Here is a 21,274-nt window from a genome sequence, read left to right on the forward strand (position 1 = left end):
ACAGATTGGAATGAGGGAACCATTATGGCTTGGGTGAAAATTGAAGCTAATACTGCTACAGAAAATTTAAGCGCTGTTTATAGTATTGCAGGTCAGGAAAATATGCGATTAACTATAACTAGGGGGAGAAAACCTGCCTTTATTGTATACACTCAGGAACAAGTCACTGCTTCTAGTAATTACCCAAATAGTAGTCTTAATGTAGAGCAACTTTCTACAGACAACAGGAAAATGGAAAATAATGTATGGTATCATGTCACTGGTGTTTTTGATTCTACTACAAACTCTTTAAAAGTATACCTTAATGGAGAGCTGTTAAATACAGAAACGAATTCTAATTTGAATTCAACGTTACTTACCAAAAATTATAATGGTACTGATCATATTTTTTCAGGTAGACCATTTACAATAGGTCGTTATCCAACAAATACAAGTCCAGCTGGTTCTGCCCATTTTAATGGAACTATAGATGAAGTAAGAATTTTTGAAGATGCTCTCTCTGCGCAACAAATACAGCAAATGATGTGTCAAGAGATTGAGAATAATGTAGGTATTGTTAGAGGGAAAATTATACCTAAAGATATTCAAGATGTACAGAGTTTAGAGCATGTCGCTTGGGGTAATCTTCAAGCTTATTATCCGATGTCTAATATTTTAAAATCAGAATTGTCAGATGAATCAACATATACACATGATTTAAAAATGCATAATATTAATACGGTAAAGCCGCAAACCGCGCCTATGCCTTACGTCACTAGTGCAGATGGAGATTGGTCTAGTTCAGAATCATGGTTATATGGAGATGTTTGGGGTGTTTCAGACGAGATATTTGAAAAATATTGGTCAATTGTACATATCAAAAATGATATAACCTCTTCAACTTCTCACACAAGACTTGGACTTATAGTAGATACTGATAAAACACTTACTATTGATGGAGAAAATGAAATTAATAATACCTGGTATTTAGAACTTAATGGAGTCTTAGACTTAAAAAACGATTCTCAATTAATACAAGGAGTTAATAGTGATTTAGTGACGTCCGCAACAGGTAAAATCTTAAGACGCCAAACAGGAACATCCAATTCATTTCGATATAATTATTTTTCTTCTCCAATTGGAGCCGTAGGAGCAACAACACTTTTAGATAATAATACAACCTTTAATAATGCTAACAATTCTGCTTTTGGTATTAATACATTAAAAGAAGGAAATGCTAATGCCGTTGAATTTACATCAGCATACAATGAAACAGGGAAAATCAGTACGCGTTGGATGTACACCTTCTTAAATGGGGTTACGTATTACGATTGGGAAAGTTATTCACCAACGACTCAATTAAATACTGGAGTAGGTTATATTCATAAAGGAACTGGTAATGCAGGAACAACGCAAGACTATATATTTGAAGGAAAGCCAAATAACGGCACTGTTTTAATAGCTGCAGATGATGTTGATGGAGACGCTGCTAATGAGAGTGAACCAGATGTAACGCTAACAACAACATTGGTAGGTAATCCGTACCCTTCCGCTATTGATGCGCATCAATTTATTGATGATAATGAAGATGTTATTGATGGTACATTATATCTATGGGAGCAATGGGCAGGTAACTCACATTACCTAAGTGAATACGAAGGTGGTTATGCAATTATTAATAAAATGGCAAAAATAAGAGCTTATCAATTTGAAAGTTTAAGTGGTTCAAATAATGGAACACAAGATGGAACACTAACTCCTACTCAGTATATTGGTGTTGGACAGGCTTTTTTCACAGAAGTCATAAATGATGGTCATATTGAATTTAACAACGGTCAACGTATCTATAAGAAACAATCCAATGGGGAAAGTGTCTTTTTTAGAACAGCCAATACCGAAACAGAAGACAACGCTGATTCAGAAACGGTTGAAGATATAATGCAAAAACTTCATTTAAAATTTGAAGCAGATAACGGTTTTAGTAGAGAAATGGTTATTGGTTTTAGTGATTTTACTTCAGAAGGTTTTGATTATAGTTATGATGGAAAAATGTCAGATGTACAAGCAAATGATTTTTATACGTTGTTTGAAGGCAATTCAATGGTAACACAAGCGTATTCAGCCATAGCTTCTGATAAAGTTATTCCATTAATTTATAAATCGTCCGAACAACAGATATGTACTATTTCGGCAACAGATTTTGAAGATTTTAATGATTCACAAGTCGTTTATTTAAGAGATAATTACGAAAATAGTTATACAGATATTAGAAATTCAGATTACAGTTTTGTTAGTGAGTCAGGGGTGTTTTCAAATCGATTTGATATCGTGTTCCAAAATGAATATGCGCTTAGTGTTTCAGAGTCTCAATTAAACAATGTTCAGGTATATGTAAATAACAAAGAACAAAAACTTTTTATTAATGGACTTGTAAGCGGAGCAAAATCTGTAAGTGTCATTAATATGTTAGGGCAAACCATACGTCAATATCACAACAAAGATCAACAAGATTTGAGTAATGGTATAGATATTTCTAAAGTATCTACCGGAACTTATATTGTAAAAGTAGAGAATCAAAACAATCAATGGATTGCTAAAAAAGTAATCGTTAATATGAAATAAACTAAAGGTCAGTGTAATTATTTACAATATTTTTAGTGAAACAAATAATGAATAGAAAACCATTATCATCACTGATGGGACAAACGTTTGCACTTATTAGTTACGGCTTCTTGTTAGGAGCCGTTGTTATTATAATTTACTCTGCATTTGTAAAATATTGGCCGGGATTAATTGCTGGAATTGTTTTTGGAGTTTTCAACTATATCATCTTTGGAAGGAAATTATTACGAACCAAGTCTATCACTTTTGATGAAAACTATTTCTATTTTAAAGACGCTTCTAAAATTGAATTATCTCAAATTCAAAATATAGAGAATGCAAAAATCACCTATATCAATGATGGAAGTGAGAAAATCATATATGTAAATCCCTTTTTTCTATCAAAAAACCATCAATTATTCTACAAATATTTTAAGCAGAAAAACTGAATTTTTCGCATTCCGTACATAGCCTACAAAACGTTTAACTATTTCCACAAAATTCTGTAATTTCGCTGCTCGAAAAGAAAACAGAATAATGAGTACAAAGTTCCCTGAATACAAAGGACTTAACTTGTCAAAAGTTGCAGATGAAATCGGTAACTATTGGGAGGCTAATAATATCTTCGATAAAAGTGTAACCTCAAGAGAAGGAAAACCACCATTTGTGTTTTTTGAAGGACCACCTTCAGCAAACGGATTACCTGGTGTGCACCATGTTTTAGCACGTGCTATTAAAGATATTTTTCCACGATACAAAACCATGAAAGGTTTTCAAGTAAAACGTAAAGCCGGTTGGGATACACATGGTTTACCTGTTGAGCTTGGAGTAGAAAAAGAACTTGGTATTACTAAAGAAGATATTGGTAAAAAAATCACTGTAGAAGAGTATAACGAAGCATGTAAAAAAGCGGTTATGCGTTATACGGATATTTGGAATGACCTTACTCAAAAAATGGGGTATTGGGTAGATATGGACGATCCATATATTACCTACAAGTCTAAATACATGGAATCTGTTTGGTGGTTGTTAAAGCAGATTTACGAAAAAGATCTAATATACAAGGGTTATACCATTCAGCCTTATTCACCAAAAGCAGGTACAGGTTTAAGTTCACATGAGTTGAATCAACCAGGAACCTATCAAGATGTAACGGATACAACAGTTGTGGCTCAGTTTAAAGCTAATGCAGAGTCATTGCCAGATTTTCTTCAAAATGAAGGAGATATTTTATTTTTAGCTTGGACAACGACTCCTTGGACATTGCCGAGTAATACAGCATTAACTGTTGGACCAAAGATTGATTATGTTTTAGTTGAAACCTATAATCAATATACGTTTAAACCAATGAATGTAGTATTGGCTAAGAATTTAGTCAATAAACAATTTGATGGTAAATTTAAACGCGTTGAAACAAAACCGGAACTAATTGATTACAAAGAAGGCGATAAAAAAATCCCTTATTATGTCGTTAAAGAATTCGTTGGGAAAGATTTAGTAGGCATCACTTACGAGCAATTATTACCATACGCGTTACCAAACGATAATCCTGAAAATGCTTTTAGAATCATATCTGGAGATTTCGTAACTATTGAAGATGGAACAGGTATCGTACACACAGCACCAACATTTGGAGCTGATGATGCTTTAGTTGCTAAACAAGCCTCACCAGAAATTCCACCACTTTTAGTAAAGGATGACAATGGTAATTTAGTGCCATTAGTAGATTTACAAGGTCGTTTCCGAAAAGAAGTAAAGGATGATATGTATGGTTTTGCAGGTGAATATGTGAAATCTGAATATTTAAATGATGATGAATATGAAATTGAATTAACAATTCAAAAGGATAATCTAAAAAGTGTTATTTCAAATTTAGATAAGTATCTAAGTGTAGATGAAAGACTAGCACTTAAATTAAAAACGAAATAAAGCCTTTAAGGTTGAGAAATATAAACACAGTTACCCAAATTGCTGGAGAACTGATAAGCCAATTTTATATTACCCATTAGATTCTTGGTTTATTAAAATCACAGATGTAAAAGGGAGAATGCACGAGCTAAACACCACGATTAACTGGAAACCAAAATCTACTGGTGAAGGGCGTTTTGGGAATTGGTTAGCGAATGCAAACGATTGGAATTTATCAAGATCTCGTTTTTGGGGAATTCCATTGCCAATTTGGAGAACAGAAGATGGAAAAGAACAATTATGTATCGGTTCTGTTGCTGAGTTAAAAGAAGAAATGGCAAAGTCTGTTAAAGCAGGTGTGATGTCTGAAGATATTTTTGCAGAGTTTGAAGTGGGTAATATGTCTGAAGAAAACTATGATACTATCGATTTGCATAAAAATGTAGTTGATAAAATCGTTTTAGTTTCAGCATCTGGTCAACCGATGAATCGTGAAAGTGATTTAATCGATGTTTGGTTCGATTCTGGTTCTATGCCTTATGCACAATGGCATTATCCTTTTGAGAATAAAAACTTAATTGATAATAAAGAAGCGTATCCTGCAGATTTTATTGCAGAAGGAGTAGACCAAACAAGAGGTTGGTTTTATACGTTACATGCTATCGGAACTATGGTTTTTGATTCTGTAGCCTACAAAAATGTAGTCTCTAACGGATTGGTTTTAGATAAAAACGGTCAAAAGATGTCTAAGCGTTTAGGAAATGCAGCAGACCCTTTTGAAACCTTATCTAAATACGGTGCAGATGCCACACGTTGGTATATGATCAGTAATGCAAATCCTTGGGATAACTTAAAATTTGATAGCGAAGGTATTGCTGAGGTAAGTCGTAAGTTTTTCGGAACACTTTATAACACGTATTCATTCTTCACGCTTTATACTAATATTGATGGTTTCGATTATAGTGAAGCCGATATACCTTTAGAAGAACGTCCAGAAATTGACCGTTGGATTTTGTCTGAATTAAACACCTTAATTCAGAAAGTAGATGATTATTATGCGGAATACGAACCGACAAAAGCAGCGAGAGCAATTTCAGACTTTACACAAGATTATTTAAGTAATTGGTATGTACGTTTAAGCAGAAGACGTTTCTGGAAAGGCGATTATCAAACGGATAAAATTTCAGCATATCAAACACTTTATACATGTATGGAAACCATTGCAAAGTTAGGCGCACCAATTGCACCTTTCTTTATGGACCGTTTGTATTTAGATTTGAATGCAGTCACTAAAAAGAAACTTTTGAAAGTGTACATTTAGCAGATTTCCCTGTTGCAAACACTAATAGTATTGATAAAGTATTAGAGCGTAAAATGGAAAGTGCTCAAACGGTATGTTCGTTAGTATTATCGTTGAGAGCTAAGGAGAAGATTAAGGTGCGTCAACCGTTGCAAAAGATTATGATTCCTATTGATAATCAACAGCAAAAGGAAGAGATTGAGGCGGTTTCAGACTTAATTAAACATGAAGTTAATATTAAGGAGATTGAACTTTTAGAAGATGCTTCAGATATCTTAGTAAAACAGATTAAGCCAAATTTTAAGACCTTAGGACCTAAGTTTGGTAGGGATATGAAGTTGATTGCTAGCGCTGTAGCTGGATTTGGTGCTGATGATATTAAAAATATTGAGCAAAATGGTCAATTAGATATTAAAATTGGAGAAAAATCCGTTACTTTAGGATTGGAAGATGTAGAGATTACATCGCAAGATATTGAAGGATGGCTAGTAGCTAATGAAGGTGCTTTAACAGTAGCTTTAGACGTTACTATCAATGAAGATTTACGTAAAGAAGGGATTGCTAGAGAACTAGTAAATCGTATTCAAAATTTACGTAAGGATTCAGGATTTGAGGTTACTGACAGAATTGACGTACAACTTCAGAAAGATGACCAAATAGTTGAGGCTGTTTCTTCAAATGAAGCGTATATTAAATCTGAAACGTTGACCGAAGAATTACAAATTATGGACACCTTAAATAATGGTATAGAAATTGTGTTTGACGATGTCAATACCAAATTATTTATTCAAAAACATTAATATTTATGACAACAGAGACGAACAACAGATATTCTGATAAGGATTTAGAAGAATTTAGAGCTATACTTCAAGACAAAATAAAAAAGGCAGAGCACGATTTACAACTTATTAAAAGTGCTTATATGAATGACTTTGATAATGGTACTGATGATACATCACCAACATTTAAAGCGTTTGAAGAAGGAAGTGCAACGATGAGTAAAGAAGCAAATTCAGCATTAGCTATTCGTCAAGAAAAGTTTATTCGCGATTTGAAAAATGCGATTATCCGTATTGAGAATAAAACCTACGGAATTTGTCGTGTTACAGGGAAATTAATAAACAAAGAGCGTTTAAAATTAGTGCCTCATGCAACGTTGAGCATTGAAGCTAAGAATATACAGTAACATTCCTGTGAAAGCAGGAATCTCATTATATTGAGATTCTATTTTGAATAAAAACAAGATCATAAAGTCATGGAATAATAATTTCATGGCTTTTTTTGTGCCTTTTGTTTTCGTTTTGAATACGCTAACTGCCAAAGCTCAGAATATATTAGAAAAGACTATTCAAGCAGATGGAATAGAATCTATTTCAATAAATGGTAATCAGATTTTTTCAATTTTTGTTTCAACTTCAAAGACCGATAAAATTAAGGTAACATCGACTTTAGATGGAGAATATCAAAATGAATTTCAGGTTGTAAGTAGTGAAAATAATCATACATTGATATTAAGCTTAGAGCATTTGTCATTTTTAGAAATACCAGATGATAAGCGAAACGCACACAAAGTTATTGCTGCAACGTTGCACATGGAAATCCCTGAACAACTCGCGTTACATATCTTAAGCGATATTGGTTCTGTAGATTTAAAAGGAGCTTTTAAATCGCTTTATATAGAATTGTTACAAGGGAGATGTACTATTGAGGGAGAGTCGACAACAGCTACAATAAATACTTTTGATGGCGATATTAGCGTTGTGACTAAAAATGCTTCTGTTGAAGCTAATTCTAATCATGGAAAAATTACTATAGATGATTTTTCTAATGTGATTTCAATATGGAAATTGAAGTCTATTAATGGAAATATTACGGTTGTAAAGCCAGATTAATCCTTTATTTTTGTTTAAAACCGTTTAATGTCTTTAAAGAAAGCCTCAATTATTATTTTCATTATTCTACTGATTGATCAAATCAGTAAAATTTATATAAAAACGCATTTTCAATTAGGTGAGGACGTTACCGTTTTCTCGTGGTTTAAAATTGCTTTTATAGAAAATGATGGTATGGCTTGGGGCACAAAATTGAGTGATTTTGTAAGTTTTATTTCAGATGAAACAGCAAAATTAGTTTTAACCCTATTTAGAATTGTCGCTGTAACAGGTATTGCGTTTTGGCTTATAGACGTTACGAAGAAGAAGAGGTCTAAAACTTTAATATTTGCGATTTCTATAATCTTTGCAGGTGCTTTAGGCAATATCATAGATTCTGTATTCTATGGTGTTTTGTTTAATGATAGCGTAATGCAGGTCGCTTCATTTTTACCAGAAGAAGGTGGCTATGCTAAGGTGTTTCATGGAAATGTTGTAGATATGCTTCACTTTCCGATTTGGAGTGGTGTAATGCCAGATAATCTGCCTTTAATTGGCGGTAAGTATTTTTCGTTTTTTGATCCTGTTTTTAATGTAGCCGATATGGCTATAAGTACAGGTATAGGGATTTTAATTGTATTTAATAAGAAGGCTTTTGAAGAGTCTAATAATTCAACTAACTTAGGTACAATTAAAACATAGTTTTTTGAATCGTATAATCTACTTTTTACTTTTTTATTTATCAATATCTCTTTTTCTCAAAACGAAGCCAATAATTGGTATTTTGGTAATTATGCAGGTATTACTTTTAATAACGGAGCACCAACCGTATTAACAGATAGTGCGCTTTCAACATATGAAGGGTGTGCCACTATTTCAGATAGTACGGGTCAGTTATTGTTTTATACAGATGGGATCACGGTTTATAATAGAAATCATAATATTATGCCCAATGGAACAGGGCTTTTGGGTGATCCGTCTAGTACACAGTCCTCCATAATTGTGCCCCAGCCAAATAATCCTAATATCTATTATGTATTTACTGTAGATGATTTAATTACAAATACTAACGGTTTGCGGTACTCTATTGTAGATATGACTTTAAATAATGGTTTTGGCGACGTCACAAGTGTTAAAAATGAATTATTAGTCACACCAACTTCAGAAAAAGTGACTGCGGTATTACATGCCAATGGTCAAGATATTTGGGTGATATCGCATGGTTTTGATAATAATGAATTCTATGCCTATTTAGTGACAGATACAGTTCTTAATACGGTCCCTATAACCAGTGCAACAGGTTTTATAATCACCTATTCGGGTAATAATTTTAAGGGATCAGGTGTGCTTAAAGCATCACCTAATGGAGATAAATTGATCATGTGTGCTTTAGGATTCGGAACACAACTTTTTGATTTTGATAGTTCTACTGGGATGGTGAGCAATCCTATAAATCTTAATACAGAATATGGTAGTTATGGCGCAGAATTTTCACCTTCGGGTAATCTGCTTTATACAAAACGTGGTTTACTAGAATCATCAAGTTTATGGCAGTATAATCTTACAGCAACAGACATTCCTAATTCAGGCATATTGTTATTTGAACTTTCAGAACAAGAACTAGAAGATGAACAAGAGGTAGGCCAGATGCAAATAGGGCCAGACAATAAGATTTATGTCTCTATAAAGAACAGGGATTATTTAAGTGTTATTAATAACCCTGAAGTTTTAGGATTAGGTTGTGATTTTATTAGTGATGCCATTTATTTGCTAGGCAATGTTTGTAGGTATGGTTTACCTACATTCATACAATCTTATTTTTTTGTAGGTTTTGAGTCTAATAATCCGTGTTTAGGAGAAGAAGCTAATTTTTCAGCCAATATACCACAAGCTTATGATAGTCTTGTATGGGATTTTGGAGACGGAAACACCTCTACGGAAGAAAATCCTACACATACGTACACTACTGCTGGTGAGTATGAGGTATCACTATCAGTTACTGCTGGTGCAGAAAATTCTTTAGAATCTAAAACCATTACGGTTTATGAACTTCCGTTAGCTACACCACTTGTAGAGTTAAAACAATGTGATGATGATTTAGATGGTTTTAGTTTGTTTAATCTTACAGAGATTAATGAATTGTTATCGGTTAATCACGACAATGAAATAATTACATTTTATGAAACGGAAGCAGATGCAGAAAGCTATACCAATGCTATAACAAATGAAACCTCATACAGTAACGAAACTGTAAATACTGATACGGTTTGGGCAAGAGTTGAAAACACTAATGGTTGTTATGAAACAGCTCAAGTTAATTTATTGGTATCAACAACACAAATTCCAGAAACATTTACTAAAGATTTTTACCAATGCGATGATGGTGAAGATCTCACAGACGGTATTTCAACCTTCGATTTTAGTACGGTAACTTCAGAAATTGAAGCTTTATTTCCTGTAGGACAACAATTGCTTATAAATTATTACACAACAGTTTCAGATGCATTGTCCGAAACAAATGCTATAAATGATATTAGTAATTATCAAAATATTGGATTTCCCAACCATCAAAATATTTATGTTAGAGTAGATAATGCGTTAAATAACGATTGCCTTGGTCTGGGACATCATATTACATTACATGTAAATCCCGTACCTTTAATAACAGGTCCTATAATATTTGAACAATGTGATGAAGGCAACGATGGAATAGAGTCTTTTGATACTTCTGGTGTTGAAACAGAGCTTTTAATAGGTCAGACACAGCCCATAGTGTTTACTTATGTTGACGAATTGGGCAACACGTATCCAAGTCCATTGCCTAGCCCAATTGTAAGTAATGTACCCGTTTTAAATATTTTTGCGACCATGACGATTGAAGATGCAACAAGTCCATTAGGTGGTTGCAGTGTGCAAACAACTATAAGTCTTTCAATTTCTAGTGGTGTTACGGCGCATCCTGTTAGTGATTTTAGTGTTTGTGATACTAATGGTGATGGCTTGCATGAATTTGATACATCAACAATTGAGGCCACAGTTTTAAACGGACAATCAGATGTAGTTCTAAGTTATTTTGAAGCAGACGGAACTATATTGACAAACCCACTTCCAAATCCATATATCATTTCATCGAAGTCTATTGTAGCAAGAGTTGAAAGCACACTGAATTCATTCTGTTTTGATGAAACCATTATAGAATTTCAAGTAAATGAACTGCCAATTGCTAATACTATTTCTAATGATTTTGTTTGTGACGATGCTTCTAATGATGGTGAACATGTATTTACACTTTCTAATTATGATAATCAAATACTAGATGGGCAATCTGATGCGATTTTTGATGTCTTCTATTTTGATAATTTAGAAAATGCTGAGCAGCATATAAATCCTTTACAAGATAATTTTGTTGTAGCTTCAGAAAGTGTCACTGTTTACGCAAAAATTCAAAATACTAATGAAGCAGTTTGCAATGATATTGTGTCATTTCAACTTGGAGTCAATTATTTTCCCATTGCAGAGCAGCCACAAAGCATTAGTGTTTGTGATGACGCTATTAATGATGGATTTACAGAGCTAAACTTGACTAATTTTGATGATGAAATTTTAGGAGATTTAAATCCTTCTGGTTTTAGTGTGAGCTATTATTTAAGTTTGAATGACGCTATTGAAGACCATAACCAAACGGCTTATAATTATACGAATACAACAAATCCTCAAACGTTTTATGCGCGTTTAGAAAATGTGAATTCACCACAATGTTTCACTACGACTTCAGTAGAAATAACGGTTAAAGAACAGCCTGTTTTAGAAATGAATGAGTATTGGCCATTATGTGATAATCATTCCGTTGAGATTATTGCAGACTTTGGTTATGATTACTACAATTGGTCTACTGGTCAAACCACAAGAGCAATTGTTGTTAATGAGCCTGGAGAATATACTGTTGTCGTATCAAATGATTATGGTAACTTAATGTGTACTACCGAAAAAACTGTTTTTGTGAGTTTATCTGATATTGCTGTGATTGCAGCTATTGAAACCGTAGATTGGTCTCAAAGTACTAATGTGATTTCCGTGTTTGTGGAAGGTCTTGGTGATTATGAATACTCATTAGATGGTATAAACTATCAGGATGCACACATTTTTGAAGGGTTGCAAATTGACGACTATCATGTATATGTAAGAGATAAAAATGGTTGTGGTGTAATAGTGGAGGAGGTTTACTTGCTTAATTATCCTAGATATTTTACTCCCAATGACGATGGCACCAACGACTTTTGGCAGATTAAAAATTCTATAAAAGAACCATCAAATAAAGTTTATATTTATAACCGTTATGGTAAATTAATTACGGAATTAAAACCTAATGATTCAGGTTGGGACGGTACGTTAAACGGAAATAAATTACCAAGTAGTGATTATTGGTTTGTTTTAGAGCGTCAAGATGGAAAAACCTATACAGGGCACTTTGCTTTAAAGCGGTAACTTCTATTTTAGAACGTTATAATATGATCTGGAGTCACACAATAATCCAATCTAATATCTTCTTCGGAAGCTTCAATAGTTTCATGCTCAGCTTCAAAAAAAGACAAGCCTATTTTTACGGTTTCAGGTTTACAATCTGCTAAAAACCGATCATAAAAGCCTTTGCCATACCCAATTCTATGTCCTGTGTTATCAAAAGCTAAAAGCGGAATAAAAACGACTTCTAATTGAGACGATGGAATTTCAATACCATCAATGGGTTCAGGAATATTATATGTATTCTTTTGAATTCTGGTGTTATCCGTAAGTAGATAATGGGTCATAGAATAATCTTCAAAATTACTCTTAGAAATCACAATATTTTTATCCTTTCCTGATAGAATATTTAGAATATAATCGGTATTAATTTCCTTTTGTTCTTCAATGGTTAAGAAGATATGGTAAAAGGTTTTATCCCAAATATCTAAGGTTAAGAGTTTATTAGCAATGGCTAAACTAAAATCGTCAACTTCAGTAAGGGATAGTTGCTGACGTAATTCCTTATATTTTTTTCTTAATAAAGGCTTGCTCATTACGATTCGATCTCTGTAGAAATATGGAAAATAGCATCACCTTGATAGATTATTGGAGATTCATTGACGTTAAAAATATAACCTGCGTTTGGTGCTTTTACAAAATAGTTGAAACTACCATAAGGATCTGTGATATTACCTAGAACTTGGCCTTTAGTGACTTTTGAATTTATACTTATAGTAGCTTTAAACATTCCAGAGTATTTCGCTCTTAACCACTTGCTGTCTTTAATAATCACCGCGCTGACCTTAGGTCTAGAGACTTTAAATTTGCTTCTTAGCATTCCTAAATGGTGTAAAACGCGTTTGGCCCCATTAACACCTGTGTTTGTAATATTATTATCAATGTTAAACGACTTTCCTCCTTCAAATAATAACATAGGTATACCCGCTTTATCACAAGCATTTCTATAGGATTTATTTAAGTTTTGAGAATAGAATATAAAAGGAGCTCCAAAAACATGTGCTAATTCTGTAAGGCGTTCATTATCTCTTACAATTCGTATTTGAGCAGCATTAAACCGACCTGCTCCACCTGTATGGAAATCCATGGCAAAATCGACATGAGGTACTAATTCTGTCATCACAAAATGAGCCACTCTACTCGCTAGAGAACCATTGGCACTTCCTGGAAAAGAACGGTTTAAATCTCGTCCGTCCGGAAATAAGCGATCCATATTTAAAAACCAAAAACGTTGATGACAGGCACACAAATAATTGTACCTGTCTTAGGAACGTTAATACCTTTGGCTATAATTTGCCTTATAATTTCTACACCATTAATTTCGTCACCATGAATACCAGCAGTCATTAAAACCGTTGGCCCAGGTTTTTTAGATCGTTCAATTATAATAGGAACTTCTAATGTGTTTCTGGTGTGTAATTTTGCTACTTCAAAAGTTGCAGTTACACTTTTACCAGGAGCGACTTCGACTCCTAAAATATTTAAAATATCTTTTGGCATGTTTTAGATCGTATTTCGTTCTATAAAAGTAATGATAGCTTTGGCAATATTCTTTTTAGTTGCTCCTTCAATACCTTCTAGGCCTGGTGTAGAGTTAACTTCTAACAATAATGGACCACGTGAAGACTGTAGCATATCTACACCACAAACAGGGAGTTTTAATACTTTTGCAGCTCTCATTGCTAATTTAAGTTCGTCTTCATCTAGCTTTATAATGTTGGCAGAACCACCACGATGTAAATTAGATCTAAATTCGCCTTCTTTACCTTGGCGCTTCATAGCTCCAACAACTTGCCCATCTACAACCAAAGCTCTTAAATCTGCGCCTTTAGCTTCTTTGATGAATTCTTGAACAATAACTCTTGCTTGCAGACCATTAAAGGCTTCTAGTACAGATTCAGCAGCATTTTTAGTTTCTGCTAAAACCACACCTAACCCTTGTGTGCCTTCTAGTAATTTTATAATTACAGGTGTTCCTCCAACATAATTAATAACTTCTTCTACGTCTCTAGAATAATTGGTAAATACTGTTTTAGGCATCCCAATACCAGCTTTACTTAGGCGCTGTAAGCTTCTTAATTTATCACGAGAACGTGTTATAGCATCTGATGGTGCAATAGTGAAAATGCCCATTTCTTCAAACTGTCTTACAACTGCACAGCCGTAAAATGTAATTGAAGCTCCTATTCTAGGTATAACGGCATCAACATAATCTAAGTAACGATCTTTATAATATATGGTAGGTTTCTCCTTCTCTATAATGATGTCGCATTTTAAAGGATCAATGATTTCAACGGCATGACCTCTTTTTTTACCTTCTTCAACAAGTCGTTGGGTAGAGTAGAGTTCAGGATTGCGTGAAAGAATTACTATGTTCATTTAATTATGTTTTGTTTAAAGGATTGATTTTCTATATCGACATCAATCAAAAATTTGTGTTTCAAAAATTGACGGCCTATTAATACGGGGAACCTCATATCGTCTCTAGTGCTTAAAGTTAAGTTAATCTTATAGCTTTTACCAAAGAATACAACGGTAGTTTTAATTTTGTAGCGGTTTTCTTTATGTCCATTGCTACTTTTTACATCTGTATAAGTGTAGGTATTAAAAGCTATTTCTTCGCTTTTAAAGTTAGGATGGCCTTTACTTTCAAAAATACAATAAAGTTTGCCATCTTCTTCTCTAATTTTAGAGCAATGAATTGCAGAAGTATAAGCTCCTGTATCTATTTTAACATCGATGTTGTTTAATTTTAATTCGGGAAAATTGACTTTGTCTACACGTCCCAAAACTTTTTTTGTCATAAACTTAAATATATAAAAAAGAGGCGCAAGGTAATGATAAAGTGTATTAATTATACACATATCTTTTTACGAATTATTACCTTTGATTAAATGCCAGAATCTACTTTAGACATACAGATAAAAACGCTTCCTCATCAACCTGGTGTTTACCAGTATTTTGATGCAGACGAGCAATTAATCTATGTCGGAAAAGCTAAAGATATAAAAAAACGCGTTAGTAGTTATTTTACCAAGCATCACGACTATGGTAAAACGCGTGTTTTAGTGAAAAATATTGCTTCGGTTAAGCATATTGTTGTTGAAACCGAAAATGATGCCTTATTGCTTGAGAATAACCTCATAAAAAAGTATAAGCCTAAATACAATGTTTTATTAAAGGACGATAAATCGTATCCTTGGATTTGTATTAAAAAAGAACGGTTTCCGAGAGTGTTTCCTACGCGACGTGTAATTAAGGATGGTTCAGAATACTTTGGGCCTTATACCAGTATGAAAACGGTAAAGACGCTTTTGGGTTTAATAAAAGGTTTATACCAATTACGGACTTGTAATTATGATTTATCTGAATCTAAGATTAACACTGGTAAGTATAAAGTCTGTTTAGAATATCATTTAGGAAACTGTAAAGGTCCTTGTGAAGGCTATGAAAGTGAAGAAGAGTATGCTGCAAATATTACAGCGATTAGAGAAATTCTAAAAGGAAATTTTAAAGATTCCTTGCAGCAATTTAGGATTCAAATGCGGCAACATGCAGAAGCTATGCAATTTGAAGATGCTCAAAAAATAAAAGAAAAATTAGAGGTTTTAGAAAATTACCAAGCAAAGTCTACCATTGTAAATCCTAAGATTAATAATGTCGATGTGTTTTCAATCATTAGTGATGAAACTTATGCTTACGTCAACTTTTTACAGTTAAGTCACGGATCAATTATTAGATCTCACACTTTAGAATTAAAGAAGAAATTACAAGAGACAGATTTGCAATTATTAGAATTGTCAATCACTGAAATCCGTCAGCGTTTTAATTCAAATTCTAAAGAAATTTATGTGCCTTTTAAAGTGAATTTAGGGGATGAATTAAAAATAACAATACCGAAACTTGGAGATAAAAAAAGTATCTTAGACCTGTCTATTCGTAATGCAAAATATTACAGAATGGATAAGTTGAAACAAGTGAAAATTGTAGATCCAGATCGCCATGCCAACCGAATAATGGCACAAATGAAAGCAGATTTACGCTTGTCTGAAGAGCCTAGGCATATTGAGTGTTTTGATAACTCTAATATACAAGGTACAAATCCGGTAGCCGCATGTGTTGTTTTTAAGAATGGTAAACCGAGTAAAAAAGATTATCGTAATTTTAATATCAAAACTGTAGATGGTCCAGATGATTTTGCGTCCATGGAAGAAGTGGTGTATAGACGGTATAAGCGTTTACTAGAAGAAGAGCAACCTTTGCCTCAACTTATTATTATAGATGGTGGAAAAGGACAATTATCTTCGGCTTTAAAAAGTTTAGATGTTTTAGGACTTCGTAATGAAATCGCCATAATAGGTATTGCAAAACGTTTAGAAGAATTGTTTTATCCAGATGATCCAATTCCGTTATATTTAGATAAAAAAAGTGAGACCTTAAAAATTATACAACAACTAAGAAATGAAGCGCATCGCTTTGGGATAGAACATCATAGAAATCGAAGAAGCAAAGGAGCATTAACGACTGAGCTAGAAAATATTTCAGGTGTAGGTGAGCAAACGATTGTAGATTTAATGAAACAATTTAAAACTGTTAAGCGTATTGCGAATGCCAAGTTAGATGAGCTTGAGGCGGTTGTTGGTGTTTCGAGGGCAAATAAAGTATATAATTATTATCATAAAGAATAATTTAAAAACCATATGGGTTTGTAATGAGATTGAAAAACGTTTTTATAATCGTATTCATAATTGCGCTTTTTCCAATAAAGGCACAGAACAAAACGACTAATTCTGAACCAAAAGTAGGTTTAGTATTAAGTGGTGGTGGTGCTAAAGGTTTTGCTCATATAGGAGTGTTAAAAGTTATTGATAGCCTAGGAATAAAAATAGACTATGTGGCTGGTACGAGTATGGGAGCCATAATCGGATCTTTATATGCTTCGGGATATTCGGGGAAAGAATTGGAAACAATGTTCAAATCACAAGACTTTGATGTGTTGATTAATGATGCGTTTCCGAGAGCTTCTAAATCATTTTATGAGCGAGAAAATGCTCAAAAATACGCTGTGAATTTACCTTTTGAGCATTTTAAAATTTCGCTGCCTTCAGCGTTATCGCGTGGGCAAAATGTTTATAATTTATTGTATCATTTAATGCTTCCTGTAAATGATATTACAGATTTTGAAAAGCTACCAATTCCGTTTTTTTGTATCGCAACGAATATAGAAACTGGGGAGTCTCTAATTATGGACAAAGGCAAATTAGCTGAGGCAGTTACAGCTAGTGGAGCATTACCATCTTTATTTCAACCTGTAATTATTGATGATGCTATTTTAATTGATGGAGGTGTTACTAATAATTTTCCTGTTGAAGAATTACGAGCTAAAGGCATGGATATTATTATCGGAGTCGATGTACAAGATGCATTAAAAGATCGCGAATCTTTAAAATCAGCACCAGACATTCTTTTACAGATTAATAATTTTCGGACTATAAATGTTATGAAAAACAAGTCGGAATTAACCGACATCTATATTAAACCAGATATTAGTGAATTTTCGGTAATTTCATTTGATGAAGGAAAAGATATCATTGCAAATGGTGAAACTGCAGCAAGAAAGCAACTATCTAAACTACAAGATGTAAAAAGAAATCAGCCAAATTATACGGTAAGAGCAGCGGTAAAAGTATTAGATAGTCTAAAAATTAATAACGTTACTTTAAAAGGAAATGAACGTTACACCAGGGCTTATATGATGGGGAGATTAAAGCTTAAGGGTAATGAGAAAATGAGTTATTCAGATTTTAGGCAAGGCATAAATAGCCTCGTTGCAACTAATAATTTTGATACATTTAGATATCACTTAGAGCCTACAGATAATGAATCTGAATTCAATCTTATAGGTAATATCATAGAATCTGAAACAACAACCTTCCTTAAGCTAGGTATTCATTTCGATCAACTTTATAAAAGTGCACTACTTGCTAATCTCACAAAAAAGAAATTGTTATTTAATAATGATATTGCTTCGTTGGACATAATTTTGGGAGATAACTCGAGATATAATTTTGATTACTTTATTGATAAAGGATTTTATATCAGTTTAGGGATTAAATCACGTTTCAATCAGTTTAATAAGAATGTTAATCCGAGATTAGCTTTAGAGGAGGACTCACCTTTGCTTTCGGGTTTGAATAAAATTGATGCAGAAATTTCAGATTTTACGAATCAAGTATATTTACAAACGATATTTAAAAAGGATTTTGCATTACGACTAGGTGCGGAGCATAAACGGCTTAAAATAACATCAGAAACCATTATAGATGAAGATGAAGAAAATAGAATTGTTTTTGAAAACACTGATTACCTCAGCGTTTTTGGTAACCTAAAATATGATAGTTATGATAATTTCCATTTTCCGAAAAGTGGATTTTATTTCAACGGAAATTTTCACTTATATCTAGACGCTTCAGGTTTTAATACTGATTTTTTGAATTTTTCAATAGCTAAAACAGACATCGGTTACGCTTTTAGTTTTAGCGATAAGCTATCACTAAAAACAGAAGGTCAAGGAGGTTTTAAAATTGGTGATGAATCTACAAGCGCCTTAGGGTTTGCAATAGGAGGTTATGGCTCTAACTTTATAAATAATTTTTATTCATTTTATGGGTATGATTATTTAACCTTAACGGGTGATAGTTTTATGAAGGGAACATTTACTTTAGATTACGAAGTTTTTAAAAAGCATCATATTCTATTTGCTGCAAACTTCGCCAATATTGAAGATGGTCTTTTTGAAGCGGGTAATTTATTTACGTCTCAAACGTATAGTGGCTATGCTCTTGGCTATTCTTTAGAAACCTTTTTAGGACCATTAGAAGGTAAGTACACCTATTCGCCAGATACTGGTAATTGTTATTGGTTTTTTAATCTTGGATTTTGGTTTTAATGAACATAAATTCGGTAAAAAAAAAAGAGACTATCTTTTAAGATAGTCTCTTTTTAATAATTGAAATAGATTTTATCTATTCTGCAGCTGTATCGTCAGTTTCAGTTGTTGGAACATCACCTGCTTCAACTTCTTCTTCATCGTCATCAGCTATTACAGCTAATCTACTACGTCTTACTTGACAAATAACAGTGTTATCTGGGTGTAAGAATTTATAATCTTCGTTTGCTAGTTCAGTAATGTAGAACTTGCTTCCAATTTTTAATGGAGTAATATCGATTTCAACAAAATCTGGTAATTTTGAAGGAATAGCTTTAACTCTAAGTTTACGGTAAGGCATTCTTAAGTTACCACCATTCATTACACCTTTAGAAGATCCTATTGTTTGAACAGGAATTTCCATAGTAATTTCTTTGTCTTCGAAAATTTGATAGAAATCTACGTGTGTAATTCTGTCTGTTACTGGGTGAAATTGAATGTCTTGCATAACTGCATTGTATTCTTCACCGTTATCTAAGACAATCACAACTGTATGTGCGCTAGCAGTATATACAAGTTTTGAAAAAGCTAATTCTGGTGATGAGAAATGGAATGCTTTGTCTCCTCCGTACATAACGCAAGGAACCTGACCAGCATTACGTAAGGCTTTAGTTGCCTTTTTGCCTACGCTTTCTCTTTGAGATCCGTTAATTGTAATTGATTTCATTTTTTGAAATATTTGTTAATTTTAATTTCCTCATTTTGAGGGCTGCAAATTTAGAAATTTTATATGAGAATATTAGTGTTATAAGGCGCTTTTTTACTGAGACTGCATGTTTTATGGCAAAGTCATTAGTTTTAGTCTTATAATCTTAGTATAATAATGCTAAAAATAGAGGTGTGTAATCTTAACTTTCTCTATTACTTAACTGTTTACATTACAAATTTATTACTAATAGATTTGTTGTGATGCACATTGTACATAACTTCAGCAAATAGAGTTGAACAACTCAATACTTTTAATTTTTTACTTTCTTGTCTTAACGGAATAGAGTTGGTTACTATTAATTCCTCTAGTTTAGAATTTTCTAATTTTTCGTAAGCGTTTCCAGATAAAATAGGGTGTGTACAAATAGCTCTCACGCTTAATGCGCCACGTTCAATCATTAAATCAGCCGCTTTTGTAAGTGTACCAGCAGTATCTACCATATCATCTACTAATACTACATTTTTACCTGTAACATCACCAATAAGTTCCATATGTGAAATCACATTAGCTTTAGCACGTTGCTTGTAACAGATTACAACATCACTTTTTAAAGCTTTAGAATAAGCATAAGCACGTTTAGAACCTCCCATATCTGGTGAAGCTATAGTAAGATTATCTAAATTTAGGCTTTTTAAATATGGTAAAAATATAGTCGATGCGAACAAGTGATCTACTGGTTTTTCAAAGAACCCTTGAATTTGATCAGCGTGTAAATCCATTGTAATAATTCGGGTTGCTCCAGCTGCTTCTAACATTTTTGCAACTAATTTGGCAGCGATAGGAACTCTAGGTTTGTCCTTTCTGTCTTGTCTAGCCCAACCAAAATATGGCATAACAGCAGTTATATGTCTGGCAGAAGCACGTTTAGCAGCATCTATCATCAATAACATTTCCATTAGATTTTTTGGTCCAGGATGCGTCGATCCTATAATGAAAACGCGTGTACCTCTAATTGATTCTTCATAAGAAGGTTGAAATTCTCCATCACTATAAGTTGATGTAATTACTTTCCCTAGTTTAACTCCGTAGGTTTCTGCTATTTGTTCTGCAAGGTAGGTGCTTTGTGAACACGCGAAAATTTTGGCTTCAGTAGTTTCGTATGGCATTTGTTATCAGTTATTTAGTTGGTGTTGTGATGGGATTTTTATTCACTTCAAATTTAGAAAATTATTTTACTACAAAAAGGATAAAACCTACTAATTTTGATGGATGAACAGAAATATTTTTCTATTTTTGCAATCCGAAATTGCTCAAGTGGTGGAATTGGTAGACACGTTGGATTCAAAATCCAATGTCGCGAGACGTGCGGGTTCGATTCCCGCCTTGAGTACTAAAAGCCTTTATCGAAAGATAATGGCTTTTTTGTTTTTACATTTTAAGTAATATTACTTGGACTG

At 33.3% G+C, this 21,274-nt stretch carries 13 protein-coding genes, 1 tRNA gene and 2 pseudogenes; 10 read left to right on the forward strand and 6 right to left on the reverse strand.

All coding sequences use genetic code 11. The features are described 5' to 3' along the window. Positions 1–21 precede the first annotated feature (21 nt). The 7 genes and pseudogenes from ADIWIN_RS18265 (at position 22) to ADIWIN_RS22015 (ending at position 12,144) form a co-directional block, all read left to right on the forward strand. A complete protein-coding gene (locus ADIWIN_RS18265) occupies positions 22–2,601 on the forward strand; it encodes a DUF8693 domain-containing protein (RefSeq protein WP_235047149.1) in 2,580 nt (859 codons plus the stop codon). Between the two features lie 47 nt (positions 2,602–2,648). Continuing rightward, positions 2,649–3,029 (forward strand): hypothetical protein, encoded by a 381-nt coding sequence (locus ADIWIN_RS18270; protein WP_020897996.1) that lies wholly within the window; start codon positions 2,649–2,651, stop codon positions 3,027–3,029. A gap of 88 nt (positions 3,030–3,117) precedes the next feature. Then, positions 3,118–6,588, forward strand: a pseudogene (gene ileS, locus ADIWIN_RS18275) (isoleucine--tRNA ligase). A gap of 5 nt (positions 6,589–6,593) precedes the next feature. Beyond that, positions 6,594–6,974, forward strand: coding sequence for a TraR/DksA family transcriptional regulator (locus tag ADIWIN_RS18280; protein WP_020898000.1), 381 nt, complete (start codon positions 6,594–6,596; stop codon positions 6,972–6,974). 43 nt (positions 6,975–7,017) lie between these two features. After that, positions 7,018–7,680: a DUF4097 family beta strand repeat-containing protein gene (locus ADIWIN_RS18285; protein ID WP_152487297.1), complete on the forward strand. Its 663-nt coding sequence runs from the start codon at positions 7,018–7,020 to the stop codon at positions 7,678–7,680. 27 nt (positions 7,681–7,707) lie between these two features. After that, entirely contained in the window at positions 7,708–8,361 is a 654-nt protein-coding gene (locus ADIWIN_RS18290) for a lipoprotein signal peptidase (RefSeq protein ID WP_020898002.1), read from the forward strand. Positions 8,362–8,604: 243 nt separating this feature from the next. Next, a complete protein-coding gene (locus ADIWIN_RS22015) occupies positions 8,605–12,144 on the forward strand; it encodes an FIDD domain-containing protein (protein ID WP_020898003.1) in 3,540 nt (1,179 codons plus the stop codon). 8 nt (positions 12,145–12,152) lie between these two features. On the opposite strand, the gene ADIWIN_RS18300 is transcribed toward ADIWIN_RS22015, so the two are convergent. The 4 genes and pseudogenes from ADIWIN_RS18300 to ADIWIN_RS18315 all read right to left on the reverse strand — a co-directional run bounded on the left by ADIWIN_RS18300 (position 12,153) and on the right by ADIWIN_RS18315 (position 14,984). Continuing rightward, positions 12,153–12,716: a 5-formyltetrahydrofolate cyclo-ligase gene (locus ADIWIN_RS18300; RefSeq protein ID WP_020898004.1), complete on the reverse strand. Its 564-nt coding sequence runs from the start codon at positions 12,714–12,716 to the stop codon at positions 12,153–12,155. Further along, a pseudogene (locus ADIWIN_RS18305) lies at positions 12,716–13,680 on the reverse strand (succinylglutamate desuccinylase/aspartoacylase family protein). The gene ADIWIN_RS18300 and the pseudogene ADIWIN_RS18305 overlap by 1 nt, the downstream one beginning before the upstream one ends. Positions 13,681–13,683: 3 nt before the next feature. Further along, a complete protein-coding gene (gene rimK, locus ADIWIN_RS18310) occupies positions 13,684–14,559 on the reverse strand; it encodes a 30S ribosomal protein S6--L-glutamate ligase (protein ID WP_020898007.1) in 876 nt (291 codons plus the stop codon). Further along, entirely contained in the window at positions 14,556–14,984 is a 429-nt protein-coding gene (locus ADIWIN_RS18315; RefSeq protein ID WP_020898008.1) for an ATP-dependent zinc protease family protein, read from the reverse strand. The genes rimK and ADIWIN_RS18315 overlap by 4 nt, the downstream gene beginning before the upstream one ends. Before the next feature lie 90 nt (positions 14,985–15,074). On the opposite strand from ADIWIN_RS18315, the gene uvrC reads away from it, so the two are divergent. Together uvrC and ADIWIN_RS18325 are read left to right on the forward strand one after the other, a co-directional pair. Continuing rightward, positions 15,075–16,868: an excinuclease ABC subunit UvrC gene (gene uvrC / locus ADIWIN_RS18320; protein WP_020898009.1), complete on the forward strand. Its 1,794-nt coding sequence runs from the start codon at positions 15,075–15,077 to the stop codon at positions 16,866–16,868. Between the two features lie 23 nt (positions 16,869–16,891). Continuing rightward, positions 16,892–19,129, forward strand: coding sequence for a patatin-like phospholipase family protein (locus ADIWIN_RS18325; protein WP_020898010.1), 2,238 nt, complete (start codon positions 16,892–16,894; stop codon positions 19,127–19,129). A 76-nt stretch (positions 19,130–19,205) separates the two neighbouring features. On the opposite strand, the gene ADIWIN_RS18330 is transcribed toward ADIWIN_RS18325, so the two are convergent. Both ADIWIN_RS18330 and ADIWIN_RS18335 read right to left on the reverse strand, forming a co-directional pair. Beyond that, positions 19,206–19,835 (reverse strand): 50S ribosomal protein L25/general stress protein Ctc, encoded by a 630-nt coding sequence (locus ADIWIN_RS18330; protein ID WP_020898011.1) that lies wholly within the window; start codon positions 19,833–19,835, stop codon positions 19,206–19,208. A gap of 206 nt (positions 19,836–20,041) precedes the next feature. Further along, a complete protein-coding gene (locus ADIWIN_RS18335; RefSeq protein WP_020898012.1) occupies positions 20,042–20,983 on the reverse strand; it encodes a ribose-phosphate pyrophosphokinase in 942 nt (313 codons plus the stop codon). A gap of 142 nt (positions 20,984–21,125) precedes the next feature. On the opposite strand from ADIWIN_RS18335, the gene ADIWIN_RS18340 reads away from it, so the two are divergent. Continuing rightward, positions 21,126–21,207, forward strand: a tRNA-Leu gene (locus tag ADIWIN_RS18340). Positions 21,208–21,274 lie beyond the last annotated feature (67 nt).

The organism is Winogradskyella psychrotolerans RS-3, assembly GCF_000427335.1.
GTDB classification, from domain to species: Bacteria; Bacteroidota; Bacteroidia; order Flavobacteriales; family Flavobacteriaceae; genus Winogradskyella; species Winogradskyella psychrotolerans.